Source organism: Campylobacter magnus (assembly GCF_028649595.1).
Taxonomy (GTDB): Bacteria; Campylobacterota; Campylobacteria; order Campylobacterales; family Campylobacteraceae; genus Campylobacter; species Campylobacter magnus.
In genome coordinates this window covers 288803-301951 of record NZ_JAQSLK010000001.1, presented here as the reverse complement: position 1 = coordinate 301951, position 13149 = coordinate 288803, and the positions used below count along the sequence as shown (strand labels likewise).

The window sequence follows — 13149 nt, the reverse complement described above, 5'->3', positions numbered from 1 at the left end:
TAATTAAAAAATTATAGCAAAATACTTGACAATTATAAAATTTTTTGCTACAATTCTGGGCGAAAACAAAAAAGGAGTAAAAAATGTCAAATAATCTTCATCAAGAAACTCTAGCCACTCACTACGGCTATGACTCGTCAAAAGAGACCTATGGTTCAGTTAATGTCCCATTATACCTTACAAACGCTTATGACTTTGGAACTAGCGAGCGTGGTGCTAGGCTCTTTGCCTTACAAGAACTAGGTGCGATTTACTCTCGCATTACAAACCCTACTGTTGATGTGCTAGAAGCTAGAATAGCAGCCGTTGAGGGAGGCAAGGGCGGCATTAGCGCTGCTTCTGGCTCGGCTGCTATTTTTAATGCTATCGCAAACCTAGCAGGCGCAGGCGATAATATAATCGTAGCTAAAAAAATCTACGGCGGCTCAGCTGCTTTATTACATAATACTCTAAAAAACTTTGGCATAAGCACAAAGACCTTTGATAGCGATAATGCCGATGATTTAGAAGGCTTAATAGATGATAAGACAAAGGCTATATTTTTTGAGAGTCTCTCAAATCCACAAATTGCCGTAGCCGATACTGATAAAATCGCAAAAATCGCTGACAAACACGGCGTTGTGAGCATAGTAGATAACACAGTTGCTAGCCCAGCTCTTTATCAGCCTTTAAAGCATGGCGCAGATGTGAGCGTGCATAGTGCAACAAAGTATATAAGTGGCAATGGTAGCGTGCTAGGCGGCCTAATTGCAACAAATGCTAAGCTAAATGCTAAGCTAAGAGGGAATTCTAGATATGCTTATTTTAACGAACCAGAGGCAAACTACCACGGACTTGTATATGCTTCTTTGCCTGATGATTTTGATTTATTCACGCTTCGCATTAAGACTATTTTGCTCCGTGATATCGGTGCAGCTCTTTCAGCCTTTAATGCTTGGCAGCTAATAGCAGGGCTAGAAACCCTAAATGTGCGTATGAGAGCAATAAGCGCAAGTGCTCTAAAAATAGCGCAGTTTTTAGAAAGTCATCCAAAGGTAAAAAGTGTAAACTACCCAGGGCTAAAAAGCTCGCCAAACTACGAGCGAGTTAAAGCAAATTTTACCGAAGGGCTTGCTAGTGGACTTTTGGCTTTTGAAGTGGCTGATGAGCAGACTGCGCTAAAAGTAGCAAATGGCACGAAGATTTTTAGAGTAATGGTAAATATAGGCGATAGCAAGAGCATCATCACACACCCAGCCTCTACTACTCACGCTCAGCTAAGCAAAGATGAGCAGCTAAAAGCAGGTATTAGCGCTGGGCTAATCCGCCTAAGCGTGGGACTAGAAAACGCAGATGATTTGATAGAAGATCTAAAAAAGGCACTTGCGTGAGTTTGATTACCACAAAGGGTGCTTATGGGCTGATGGCTGTTTTTGAGGTCTCAAAAGGCACTAGTGAGCATCCTGTATCTATAAATGCGATTTCAGCAAATATCGGCGTTTCTCGTAATTATTTAGAGCAGATTTTAAACGCTTTAAAAAAAGCAGAGATAATAAGCGCGGTAAAAGGTATGAAAGGCGGATACTATCTAAGCAAAAGCCTGAGCGAAATCAGCTTTGGCGAGGTTTTAGATACGCTTGAAAATGACTTTGGCTTTTTTGCCAAAGACATTGAGGGTGAGTATAAAGAGCTTTTTGGCACGCTTGATAAAGAGCTTAAAAAGCTTTTTTCTAAGCCTTTAAGCGAGTTTAACAAAAACGCAGATAAATATTTAAATTACACAATTTAAGAGCGTTTAAGTGAAATTTTAGAATTCTAGATTGTTTTAGAATTCTAAAATTTTTAAATAAAATTGGAATTTAAAAAAAGGAAAATAATGCTAATTTTAAACAAAATTAATATTATAATCTTTGCTTTTATTATATTTTTTGCGTTTTGTTCTTTTGTAAATTCTTTCAGTTTTATTTTTGCTCAAAAAGTAGGAATTTGGTTCTTATTTGTTGGTAAAATTACTGATTTTTTATTTTTTACTAAAAATGAGCCTTTTGTAGCTACTGGCGGTGTTGTTATTAGTGCGGCTTTAATAGTTATTTTATTATTTATATTTTTCTTTTTATTTAGCATTAGATTTTATGATAAAAAACTAAATACTACTGTTAAAAATATTGTAATTTATTTAATTATCTTTTATTTTATAATATCTTTTTTTAATGCTTATACTCTTTTTAGCCTTGATTATGTGGCAGAAAATATTTTTTATATATTTTTAAGCGCGATTTATTATTTCTTTGTTAGTTTGTTTTTGTTTTCGCCTTTTATTTTCTTAGAACAAATCAGTGTTTATTATATAATGTTTTCTTATATTTTTTCTTTATTTATATTTTTATTTTTAAAAACAAAATTTAATAAAAGGAGACTAAATGTCAAACAAGTTTCAATTTAGAGTTGGCTAGCAAAGCAAAAGGCTTTTTGAATAAATTCTAGAATTTAAAAAAGATAAATTCTAGAATTTAAAAGAAATTTTTAGGCTAAATTCTAAAATTTAATACAAAGGAAAAAAATGAAAATAGCAAAAAATATAACTGAGATGATAGGTGGCACGCCGCTGCTTAAAATCAATAGTTTTGGTGGAGAAATACTAGCAAAGGCTGAGTTTGTAAATCCAGGTCACTCAGTAAAAGACCGCATTGCTTATGCGATGATAAAAGACGCCTTTGATAGTGGCAAAATCACTAACCAAAGCGTAATTATCGAACCAACTAGCGGAAATACTGGCGTGGGACTTGCTATGGTTTGCGCAGCTTTGGGGCTAAAAGCGATTTTTACCATGCCGGCTTCTATGAGTAAAGAAAGGCAACTTATATTAAAAGCATATGGTGCGCAGCTTGAACTAACTGAGCCAAGTCTAGGTATGAAAGGTGCTGTGGATAAAGCAAATGAACTGGCTAAAAACCTAGCAAATAGCTTTATTCCAAGCCAGTTTGATAATGCTTCAAACCCTAAGGTTCATTATGAGACAACAGCAAAGGAAATTTTAGAGCAAACTGATGGCAAAATAGACTTTTTCGTAGCTGGCTTTGGCACTGGTGGGACGATATCTGGTGTGGGCAAAGCGCTAAAAGAGCATAACCCAAATGTAAAAATCATAGCAGTCGAGCCTGAGGCTAGCCCGCTTCTAACACAAGGCAAAGCCGGACCTCATGCTATACAAGGAATAGGGGCAAACTTCATCCCAGCAAACCTTGATAGAGGTGTGATTGATGAGATTCGCACAGTCTCAAACGACGATGCTATCGCAACTACAAGAAAACTAGCTAGCGCAGAGGGCGCATTAGTAGGCATTTCAGCTGGGGCAAATGTATTTGTAGCTAGTAAAATAGCAAATGAAAATCAGGGCAAGGTAGTAGTAACTGTGCTGCCAGATACTGGGACTAGATACTTCTCAACAGGAATTTTTGAGTAGATTTTGTGTGGCAATTCGTCTCGCAGCACTATTATAAAAAAAGCCAGCCACGCGCGCCCCCAGATGAATTTCGTATTCTATCCCTGCGGCGCGCTTGCTGCCTTTTGTCATACTAGCACCACGATACTAGAATTGCCGTTTTTAAGGAATTCTAGAATTCCTAAAAATCTAGAATTCTCTAGGGAATTCTAGAAAACTCTAGGGAATTCTAGAATTCCCAAAAATTTGGAATTCTCTATGAAATTCTAGAATTCCTAGGGAATTCTAGAATTGCGTTAGCGGTAGTTAAAAATAGGCTCCAAGCTCGCATCACAAAAGGATAATAATGAAAGAAATACCAGCAATAGATCTAAGCGAATACAAAAACGCTAGCACGCCTGAGGCAAAGGCGGCATTTTATGAAAAGCTACTTCACGCAGCGCATGAGGTAGGATTTTTTTATCTAGTAGGACATGGCATAAGTGAGGAGCTTTGCGATAAACTAAGAGCGCAAAGCAAAGAGTTTTTCCGCTTGCCACTTGAAGTAAAACAAAAAATCGCCCTTGAAAACTCAAAGCATTTTCGTGGCTATACAGCAGTGGGCGGTGAGTACACACTAGGGCAAAAGGACTGGCGAGAAGAGATTGATTTAGGGCTTGACCAACCGCCAAGAGGCGATGAGCCAGCATTTATGAGACTTTATGGGCCAAATCAATGGAGTGATGAAACAGCAGAGCTTAAAAAAACCTTTGATGAGTGGCAAAGCAAGGTAAATGAAATGGGCTTTACTTTGCTTGATGCTTTTTCTAATGCGCTTTATGGGCGTTCTGGGGTTTTTGATGAGCTTTTTGGTGATGATTTTTATGAGCATGGCAAGCTTATTCACTATCCAGGCAGAGCCGAGGCTGGAGATGAGTATAGCGCAGATACACAAGGCGTAGGCGCGCATAAAGACGATGGCTTTCTTACACTTTTAATGATAGATGAGATAGCCGGACTTCAAGTAGAGGCCAAAAAAGGCGAGTGGATAGATGTAGGGTATAAAAAAGCTGCCTTTGTGATAAATATAGGCGAGTTTTTGGAGATTGCTACTGATGGGTATTTGCGTGCGACAAACCACAGGGTAAAAAGCCCACTAAAAGGGCAAGAGCGTATTTCTTGCGTGATTTTTTTGGGCTCAAAGCTAGATCACAAGCTAGAAGTCTACGAGCTACCACCACAGCTAAAAGAAAAAATGAGAGGCGTGGAGCGTGACCCGCACAACCCACTAATCCCAACAATCGGCTGGAACTATCTAAAACACCGCCTTCGCTCTCACAAAGAAGTGGCGCAGAAGTTTTATGCTGATGTCTACGACCCTACAAATCCTGCATCAGCGCTAAAAGCAGGTATAGGCGAGTAAAGTTTTTTAAATTCTAGAATTCCTAAGTGAATTTGCCTAGGAATTCTAGAATTTATCTTGGGAATTCTAGAATTTATTTTAGGAATTCTAGGGTTTTTCTTGGGAATTCTAGAATTCCGGCATTTAGCGATATTCTAGAGCATATTTATTATTAAGATTTCATTTAAAGTTACTTTTAGCCCTTTTTGCTATAATCTGCTAATTTTTTTTTATTTTAAGGATCCTAGATGAAAATCTCAAATGCGATATCTCGCAGTGGCGATGGAAGCTTGGTAGCCCAGATTGCTATAGGCGTGCTTATAGGCGCAGTGCTTGGGTATTTTTTATATCTTTATCATATAGATAGCATTGCTGTGATTTTAGAGCTGCTTGGTAGCTTGTTTGTTGGAGCTTTAAAGGCTATTGCGCCTATTATGGTTTTTGTGCTGATTTGTGAGTCTATTGCTACAAAGCACTTTACTTCTACTAGTTCTACTGGGCTTAAAAAAATCATTGTTTTATATATCGTTGGCACCTTGCTAGCAAGTGTTTGCGCGGTTCTTGCTAGTTTTGCTTTTCCTACTAGCTTGGTGCTTGAGGGCGCCGCAACAAACGCTAGTGCGCCAGCTAGCGTGGGGGCTGTGCTAATAAATCTAGCCAAAAAAGCCGTAGATAACCCAGTAAATGCTCTTGCTACTGGTAATTTCATCGCTCTTATAGTTTGGGCAGTGGGACTTGGCATAGCACTTCGTCACGCATCAAATAGCTCAAAAGCAGTCCTAGTAGACCTTGCTGAGGCTATAAATAAAGTAGTTTATTTAGTCATCCGCCTAGCTCCGTTTGGTATCTGCGGTCTTGTTGCTACTAGCGTGGCGCAGACTGGTTTTGAGACTCTTGGCGGGTATTTGAAGCTGATTTTAGTGCTTGTACTTTCTATGCTTTTTGTCGCTTTTGTGGTAAATGCGGTTATTGTCTTTGTGATGATAAAGAAAAATCCTTATCCGCTGATTTTTTCTTGTATCAAAAATAGCGCAATTACAGCATTTTTTACTCGCTCATCGGCTGCGAATATCCCTGTAAATATCGCTCTTGCTAAAAAACTTAATATAGATGAAAAGCTATATTCTGTTAGCATACCGCTTGGTGCTACTGTGAATATGGCTGGAGCTGCTATCACAATAGCAGTGCTCTCACTAGCTGCTGTTCATACTCTTGGCATTAGCGTAGATTTTGGTACTGCGCTTTTGCTTTGCTTTGTATCTGCAATTGCAGCTTGTGGGGCTAGTGGCATTGCTGGAGGTTCGCTTATGCTTATTCCACTTGCTTGTTCGCTTTTTGGTATCTCAAATGACATTGCTATGCAAGTGGTGGCTATAGGCTATATCATCGGCGTTATACAAGATAGCTTTGAGACCGCGCTAAATAGCTCTACTGATGTGTTATTTACAGCTGCTGTAAATGAAAGTATTAAAAAGGATTAGAAAATGACATGGAATTTAACTGAGTTTTTTGAAAATGAAAGCCAAGCTAGCGAGTTTTGTGTGAATTTATTAGCTGAGGCAGAGGGGTTTGAAAAAGAGTATAAAAATAACCTTTTTGCTCTAAGCGATAATGATTTTGAAGAAGCTCTTAGAAAGTATGAGAGTATAAGTGAGCGTGCTTCAAAGGCGATGAGCTGGGCGCATTTAAGCTTTGCTAAAGATACTAGAAAAGGTGCCCTGCAAGCAAAGTTTGAAGAGTTTTATACCAAAATAGATGAAAAACTGCTATTTTTTATGCTTGAGTTTAATGCTTTGCCAAGGCAAAAGCAAGAGAGCTTTTGTGAGCATTGTGAGCAGTATAGATATTTTTTAGAGCGTAGCATAGAGAGTAAAAAATACGAACTAAGCCTAGCAGAAGAGCGTGTGCTACTTCGCACAGCAAATACTGGAGCAAGCGCATTTTCTAGGCTATTTGATGAGAGTATGGCACGCATTAAGTTTGATTTTAAGGGCGAAAAAATCGGAGAGGAAGAGCTACTTTCAAAACTAAGTGATAAAGACCGCCTAGTGCGAAAAGCAGCAGCCCTTAGCCTAAGCGAAGGGCTAAAGGCAAACTCGCATTTGCTAAGTTTTATTTTTAATATCATAAAAACTGATCTTAAAAATGACTGCGAGCTTCGTGGCTATGAGAGTGCTGAGAGTCCTAGACACATAAGCAATGCTGTAAGTAAAGAAAGCGTGGATGCGCTAATTAAAGCTTGTGAGAGTAACTTTGAGCTAAGTCACCGCTACTATGCTAAAAAGCGTGAAATTCTAGGATATTCAGAGCTGTATGATTATGACCGCTATGCGCCACTTGGCAGTGATGATGGCGAGTTTAGCTTTGATGAGGCAAAAGAGCTTGTGCTTGCTGCGTTTAGAGACTTTAACCCGCAGTTTGCTACTATCGCTGAGACTGGGCTAAATAACGGCTGGTGCGATGCTATGCCAGCTGATTTTAAAATGGGCGGGGCTTTTAGTCATAGTGCCTCTGCTGATACACATCCTTTTGTGCTGCTAAATTTCACAAACAAACGCCGTGATGTCTACACGCTAGCCCATGAGTTTGGTCATGCTATACATCAGTTTTTAAGCTATAAGGCTGGATATTTTGGCTCTCACACGCCACTAACGATGGCTGAGACAGCATCGGTTTTTTGTGAAATGCTAGTTTTTGAATGCATTAAAAATGCAGCTAGCTCTAATGAAGAAAAGCGTGCGATTTTAGGTGCTAAAATAGAAGATATTTTTGCTACGCTCTTTAGACAGATTAACTTTACTACCTTTGAGCGTGCTGTACATGCTGAACCTGATGAGCTAAGCTGCGATAGTATAAGCAAACTTTGGATGAATGAGAGCGAAAAAATGTTTGGCGATAGCTTAAAGCTAAATGATTATTACGAGCTTTGGTGGAGTTATATACCGCATTTTATTCATACGCCGTTTTATTGCTATGCTTATAGCTACGCTCAGCTTTTGGTTTTGGCGATTTTTGGACTTTATAAAAGTGGCAAATGCGAGAATTTTGTAGAGATTTATACGCAGTTTCTAAGCCTTGGTGGCAGCAAAAGCCCAAAAGAAATGGTGGCTATGTTTGGCTTTGATATTGAAAGTAGCGAGTTTTGGCAAATCGGTATAAATGAGGTTAAAAAGCTAGTTGATGAGTTTGAGAGTTTATAGGGAATTCTAGAATTTTCTAGGGAATTCTAGATGGAATTTTAGAATTTTGTAAGGAATTCTAGAATTTTCTATGGAATTCTAGAATTTTCTAGGGAATTCTAGATGGAATTCTAGAATTCCTAAATATTAAAAGGAGAAAAAATGCAAAAGTTCTTAGCCAGTGGTGATTTTAATGCTTTAATGAAAAAGCACGCAAAAGAAGTTTTGCATTTGCTAATTGCTAAAAATCAAAAGTTTGATATCCTAGCAGATGTGGAGCAAATAGAGTTTAAACCAGCCTTGCCAAAGGGACTTTTGCCTGAGAAAAATGCCGTGCTTTTTGGGCTTGAGGGTTATACGCTTAGTTCTGCTTATGTAAGTGAGAGTGGGCTGCATTTTCACGCTGCTTTTGGCGAAAATGATTTTGAGAGCATGGTGCTAATCCCGCTTTGTGCTATCATGCGAATAAGCTCTGGGAATGCTGTGTTTTTTGTGAGTTTTGCCTTGCCAGAAGAGCCCAGCGAGACTGAAAAAAGCAAAAATATTTTCAAAGCAAACCCAAAAAATAAAGATTTTTTTAAGAAGTAGAAAATGGATATATTATCTAGCTTAAATGACGCCCAGCGTGAGGCTGCTAGGCACATAGATGGCGCAATGCTGATCCTAGCAGGCGCAGGGTCTGGCAAGACGCTTACTATCACAACTCGCCTTGCTTATCTTATCGGCGAGGTTGGTATAGACCCACTAAATACGCTAACGCTTACTTTTACAAACAAAGCTGCTACTGAGATGAAGCTAAGGGCTTTAAATCTAATTAGAAGTTCGCAGCCATCAGCAAATCCTTTGCTTTGTACTTTTCACAAGTTTGGACTGCTGTTTTTAAAGCTATATATGAGAGAGTTAAATAGGGCAAATAACTTTGTCATAATCGATATCGACGATAAGAAAAAAATCATAAAAGAGTTTGAAGGTAGCATTGCTACAAATATCGTTAGTAATGAAATCTCGCGCTATAAAAATATGCTTTTAAGCCCAGAAGAGATTATTTCTAGCTCTGTCATACCAGCTTTTATCGGTGGCAGGGCAAACTACGAAAAAATCGCCAAAGCCTACAAAAGCTACGAAGAGTATTTAGTAGCAAATAATCTAGTTGATTTTGATGATTTGCTTTGCTTAACATATAGAATTCTAGACTCAAACCCTAGTCTATGCAATCAAATCTCAAACCGCTACAAATACATAACAATAGATGAGTATCAAGACACAAACGAACTTCAATACAAACTACTTCGCAAACTTTGTGCGGCGCATGAAAATGTAGTAGTAGTAGGCGATGATGACCAAAGCATCTATGGCTGGAGAGGCGCAAAAATAGAAAATATACTAAACTTCAAAGACCAGTTTAGCTCTGTAAAGGTAGTGCGTCTAGAAGAAAACTACCGCTCAAGCTCAAATATCCTAAATGCCGCAAACGAGCTAATAGACCACAACCGCAACCGCCTAGGCAAAAAGCTAATAAGCACAAAAAAAGATAATAAAGATATAGAAATCCTACAAAACAGCGACGAAGAAAGCGAAGCAAAGATAATCTCAGCTCGCATAGCAAAGCTTATAAATGATGGAGAACACCCTACGCAAATAGCGATTTTATACCGCATAAACGCCCTTAGCCGCGCGCTTGAAGAAGGACTTATCGCAAACGGTGTGCCTTATAAAATCGTAGGTGGAATAAAATTCTACGAAAGAGCTGAGATAAAAGATATCATAAGCTATTTGCGTTTAATTTTAAATCCGCATGATGATTTTAGCTTAGAGCGAATTATAAACCGCCCTAAGCGTGGGCTTGGCAAGGTAGGATTTAACAAGCTTAGCGAGTTTGCTTTTAATAATAAAATCTCGCTTTATGAGGCGATTTTGCGCATGGATGAGGGGCTGCTTGGCAAAAAGGTCTTTACTGCGCTAAATGAGCTTGCACGTGATATAGCTGAGCTTAGAGAGGTAGAGCCAAAAGACCTTGTTTTTGAACTAGAAAATAAATTTGGCTTAAAAGAGTTTTACAAACAAAGCCCAGAGGGCGATGATAGACTGCTAAACATTGATGAGTTTTATGGCTCAATTAACCAAAAAATAGAAAATAATCCTGATTTTAGCTTAGAAGAGTTTTTAAACGACATCACACTTCAAAGCGACCAAGACCGCATAAGCGAGGATGCTATTAGCATTATGAGTGTGCATGCTAGCAAGGGATTAGAGTTTGAACATGTTTTTATAATAGGGCTTGAAGAGGGATTTTTCCCACTTATTAGCGATGAGTGCGACATAGAAGAAGAACGCCGCCTAGGCTATGTGGCAATCACTAGAGCTAAAAGCGATCTGGTGCTAAGTAGCTCAAACTTTCGCATTTACAGAGGTAAAAAATCAAACTTAGAGCGTTCACGCTTTTTAAGCGAAGCTGGGCTAATAAGCGGTAAACTTCGCATAGAGAGCACAAAAGAGTTTCGCAGAGGCGATCTAATCAAGCATAAAATTTTTGGCATCGGCAGGGTGCTAGAAGTAACGCAGATAAAAAGCGATTTTAAGCTAAAAATAAACTTTGGCGGAAATGTAAAGGAAATAATGTCAGGCTTTGTAGAAAAGGTCTAGGGGGAATTCTAGAACTTTCTCTAGGGAATTCTAGATTTTAGCTTTAGGAATTCTAGATTTGCGCTGTCCTTTGGACTTTGTGACAGCAGCTTGGGAATTCTAGTTTAAGGAATTCTAGTTTAAGGAATTCCAGTTTTAGGAATTCTAGTTTTCGCAGCTGAATTTAAAATAAAGGATGAAAAATAGATAAATTATTTGCAGCAAAAAAACCCTCAGGCATTTCTAGCAATCATTTCTTAGCTCGCTTAAAGCGCAAATACGGCGTTAAAAAAGCCGGATTTTCAGGCACGCTTGATCCCTTTGCTAGTGGGGTTTTGCTAGTAGCTTTTGGCAGCTATACAAGGCTATTTCAGTATTTAGAGGTGGAACCTAAGGTTTATGAGGCTTGTATTTGGCTAGGGGCTTTTAGTCCTAGTGGGGATAATGAAAATATAAGTAAAGTTGATATTATAAAGCCTTTTGAGCTAGAAATTCTAAGTAAAAATGTAGAAAATCTACAAGGAATTCTAGATTACACTCCGCCAAAATACAGCGCAAAGCATGTTGGTGGCGTGCGAGCCTATGAACTAGCAAGGCGTGGCGTGGATTTTGAGCTAAAAGCTGAACAAATGGAGGTTTTTAGTGCGGAGATTTTACACTATACTCATCCTTTTTTGCTAGTGCGACTTGAACTTAGTAAAGGCTCTTATGCTAGAAGCTGGGCTGAGCTATTAGCCAAAAAACTTGGTATAAATGCGACTTTGAGTGCTTTGGAGCGAAAGAGCGAAGGAGAGTTTTTTTATGAAAATGAAAAAGCCTTAGATCCTTTAAAACACCTAAAAATAGCGCAAAACTGGTATGAAAAAAGCCAAAGTGATATTGAACTTGGCAAAAAACTTTGCGTAGATGATTTTAAGATTAAAGAAAATGGCGAATATTTCATCAAATTTGAAAAATTTTTTAGTATAATAGAGATTTTAAACGGGCAAGTAACATATAAACTAAATGGTATAAAAAATGCTAATTTTAACTAGAAAAAAAGAGCAAAGCATTAGAATTAACGAAAATATAGAAGTAACCATACTAGAAATAGATGGCGCAAATGTTAAAATAGGCATATCTGCGCCTAGTTTTGTGCGAATTTTGCGCTCAGAGCTGACAAAAGATATAAAGGTATCAAACGAACAAGCCACACACCAAAACACAAATATAATCAAAAAAATGATAAAAAAACTAACAGAGTCAAAATGAATATAATCGCAAGTTTTAAAGCACCGGCAAAATTAAATATTTTTCTAAAAATATTAAATCGTATAAAAGGTGGAGCAAATGACGGCTACCACGAGCTTAGCTCTCGTTTTGTGCGATTTCATGGACTTTATGATGAACTTAGCATAATAGAGCGTATTGATGCTAGCGGGCTAATGTATGCAAATGATATTGCTGATAATTTGATTTTTAAAGCTTACAAAGAGCTTGAAAATGCTGGATTTAAAGAGGCTTTAGCTAGGTTTTTTAGCGATAAGCAAATACATTTGCTAAAAGGCATTCCAAGTGGTGCTGGACTAGGTGGGGGCAGCAGCGATGTGGCTAGCTTTTTGCTTTTTATGCAAGAGATTTTAGGCTTTGAGGATGAGCTTTTGATGAGTATTTCAGCAAAAATCGGCTCTGATGTGAGCTTTTTTGCTAGCAAGGCAAGTTCAGCTAATGTGCGTGGCTTTGGGCAGATTGTAGAGAGCTTTGATGATGATTTGCCACGCCTTGGTATAGTGCTAAGCAATATTTTTTGCTCCACACCTGAGGTGTATAAAGCCTACGCAAAAGGAAGCTTTATCAAAGATACAAAGCTAGCAAAAAGGCTTGAGAGTATGAGTAGCAAAGAGATTTTAAGCTCTTATGAAAACTTTGAGCTAAATGATTTGCTAACACCTGTTGTAGCAATTTATGCAGGATTTAGTATAAAAGAATCTGAGTTTTTGAGTGGGTCTGGCTCAGCGAAGTTTAAGGTAATAGCATGAAAATTCTAGTCCAAAACAAAAAAGCCTATCACGACTTTACTATCATCAAAGACTACGAAGCAGGCGTGGTGCTAAAAGGCTCTGAGATAAAAAGCCTACGCATGGGCAGAGGCAATCTAAAAGATTCTTTTGTGAGGATTATAAAAGGCGAGCTGTTTTTGCTAGGCTGTCATATAAGCCTATTAAATACGACAAATCCGCACTTTCGCCCAGATGAAAAAGCACCAAGAAAGCTGCTTATGCACCGCAAAGAAATAGATAAGCTCTTAGGCTCTGTAAGCACCGATGGATACACGCTAGTCGTGCTTAGCCTGTATTTAAACTCAAAAAACCGCCTAAAAGCAAAAATCGCTTTGGCAAAGGGTAAAAACCTACATGATAAGCGTGAAGCCCTAAAAGAAAAGCAAGCAAATATGGATGCTAAGCGTGCTTTGGCTGAGTTTAAGAGAATCTAGAATTCCTAGGAATTCTAGATTTTAAGAAAGAATGAAAGAATTCCTAGGAATTCTAAATTTTAAGAAAGGATAA

13 protein-coding genes are annotated in these 13149 nt (G+C 38.3%); all 13 read left to right on the top strand.

The features are described from left to right. Positions 1–83: 83 nt before the first annotated feature. The 13 genes from PTQ34_RS01340 (at position 84) to smpB (ending at position 13076) form a co-directional block, all read left to right on the top strand. Positions 84–1370 (top strand): O-acetylhomoserine aminocarboxypropyltransferase/cysteine synthase family protein, encoded by a 1287-nt coding sequence (locus PTQ34_RS01340; protein WP_273931673.1) that lies wholly within the window; start codon positions 84–86, stop codon positions 1368–1370. Beyond that, the gene (locus PTQ34_RS01335) at positions 1367–1768 is read left to right on the top strand and encodes an RrF2 family transcriptional regulator (RefSeq protein WP_273931672.1); all 402 of its coding nucleotides are present in this window, start codon (positions 1367–1369) and stop codon (positions 1766–1768) included. Before PTQ34_RS01340 ends, PTQ34_RS01335 begins: the two co-directional genes overlap by 4 nt. Positions 1769–1855: 87 nt before the next feature. After that, positions 1856–2422, top strand: coding sequence for a hypothetical protein (locus PTQ34_RS01330; RefSeq protein WP_273931671.1), 567 nt, complete (start codon positions 1856–1858; stop codon positions 2420–2422). A gap of 117 nt (positions 2423–2539) precedes the next feature. Beyond that, the gene (gene cysK, locus PTQ34_RS01325) at positions 2540–3442 is read left to right on the top strand and encodes a cysteine synthase A (RefSeq protein ID WP_273931670.1); all 903 of its coding nucleotides are present in this window, start codon (positions 2540–2542) and stop codon (positions 3440–3442) included. Positions 3443–3767: 325 nt separating this feature from the next. Beyond that, positions 3768–4823, top strand: a complete 1056-nt coding sequence (locus PTQ34_RS01320) for an isopenicillin N synthase family dioxygenase (RefSeq protein WP_273931669.1) — start codon at positions 3768–3770, stop codon at positions 4821–4823. Between the two features lie 227 nt (positions 4824–5050). Next, positions 5051–6283 (top strand): serine/threonine transporter SstT, encoded by a 1233-nt coding sequence (gene sstT, locus PTQ34_RS01315; RefSeq protein ID WP_273931668.1) that lies wholly within the window; start codon positions 5051–5053, stop codon positions 6281–6283. Between the two features lie 3 nt (positions 6284–6286). Then, a complete protein-coding gene (locus PTQ34_RS01310) occupies positions 6287–8002 on the top strand; it encodes a M3 family oligoendopeptidase (RefSeq protein WP_273931667.1) in 1716 nt (571 codons plus the stop codon). Positions 8003–8143: 141 nt separating this feature from the next. Beyond that, positions 8144–8569, top strand: a complete 426-nt coding sequence (locus tag PTQ34_RS01305) for a hypothetical protein (RefSeq protein ID WP_273930923.1) — start codon at positions 8144–8146, stop codon at positions 8567–8569. A gap of 3 nt (positions 8570–8572) precedes the next feature. Then, a complete protein-coding gene (locus PTQ34_RS01300; RefSeq protein WP_273931666.1) occupies positions 8573–10624 on the top strand; it encodes an ATP-dependent helicase in 2052 nt (683 codons plus the stop codon). A 182-nt stretch (positions 10625–10806) separates the two neighbouring features. Further along, positions 10807–11637 (top strand): pseudouridine synthase family protein, encoded by an 831-nt coding sequence (truB, locus tag PTQ34_RS01295; RefSeq protein ID WP_273931871.1) that lies wholly within the window; start codon positions 10807–10809, stop codon positions 11635–11637. Beyond that, positions 11621–11854 (top strand): carbon storage regulator CsrA, encoded by a 234-nt coding sequence (csrA, locus tag PTQ34_RS01290; RefSeq protein WP_273930921.1) that lies wholly within the window; start codon positions 11621–11623, stop codon positions 11852–11854. Before truB ends, csrA begins: the two co-directional genes overlap by 17 nt. Continuing rightward, positions 11851–12621, top strand: coding sequence for a 4-(cytidine 5'-diphospho)-2-C-methyl-D-erythritol kinase (locus PTQ34_RS01285; protein ID WP_273931665.1), 771 nt, complete (start codon positions 11851–11853; stop codon positions 12619–12621). The genes csrA and PTQ34_RS01285 overlap by 4 nt, the downstream gene beginning before the upstream one ends. Continuing rightward, entirely contained in the window at positions 12618–13076 is a 459-nt protein-coding gene (gene smpB, locus PTQ34_RS01280; protein WP_273931663.1) for an SsrA-binding protein SmpB, read from the top strand. The genes PTQ34_RS01285 and smpB overlap by 4 nt, the downstream gene beginning before the upstream one ends. Positions 13077–13149: the final 73 nt, after the last annotated feature.

Excerpts from the sequence above, each read along its gene's own strand:
- PTQ34_RS01340 (WP_273931673.1), top strand. The coding sequence starts at position 84 with ATGTCAAATAATCTTCATCAAGAAACTCTAGCCACTCACTACGGCTAT.
- PTQ34_RS01330 (WP_273931671.1), top strand. The coding sequence starts at position 1,856 with ATGCTAATTTTAAACAAAATTAATATTATAATCTTTGCTTTTATTATA.
- cysK (WP_273931670.1), top strand. The coding sequence starts at position 2,540 with ATGAAAATAGCAAAAAATATAACTGAGATGATAGGTGGCACGCCGCTG.
- PTQ34_RS01320 (WP_273931669.1), top strand. The coding sequence starts at position 3,768 with ATGAAAGAAATACCAGCAATAGATCTAAGCGAATACAAAAACGCTAGC.
- sstT (WP_273931668.1), top strand. The coding sequence starts at position 5,051 with ATGAAAATCTCAAATGCGATATCTCGCAGTGGCGATGGAAGCTTGGTA.
- PTQ34_RS01310 (WP_273931667.1), top strand. The coding sequence starts at position 6,287 with ATGACATGGAATTTAACTGAGTTTTTTGAAAATGAAAGCCAAGCTAGC.
- PTQ34_RS01305 (WP_273930923.1), top strand. The coding sequence starts at position 8,144 with ATGCAAAAGTTCTTAGCCAGTGGTGATTTTAATGCTTTAATGAAAAAG.
- PTQ34_RS01300 (WP_273931666.1), top strand. The coding sequence starts at position 8,573 with ATGGATATATTATCTAGCTTAAATGACGCCCAGCGTGAGGCTGCTAGG.
- csrA (WP_273930921.1), top strand. The coding sequence starts at position 11,621 with ATGCTAATTTTAACTAGAAAAAAAGAGCAAAGCATTAGAATTAACGAA.
- PTQ34_RS01285 (WP_273931665.1), top strand. The coding sequence starts at position 11,851 with ATGAATATAATCGCAAGTTTTAAAGCACCGGCAAAATTAAATATTTTT.
- smpB (WP_273931663.1), top strand. The coding sequence starts at position 12,618 with ATGAAAATTCTAGTCCAAAACAAAAAAGCCTATCACGACTTTACTATC.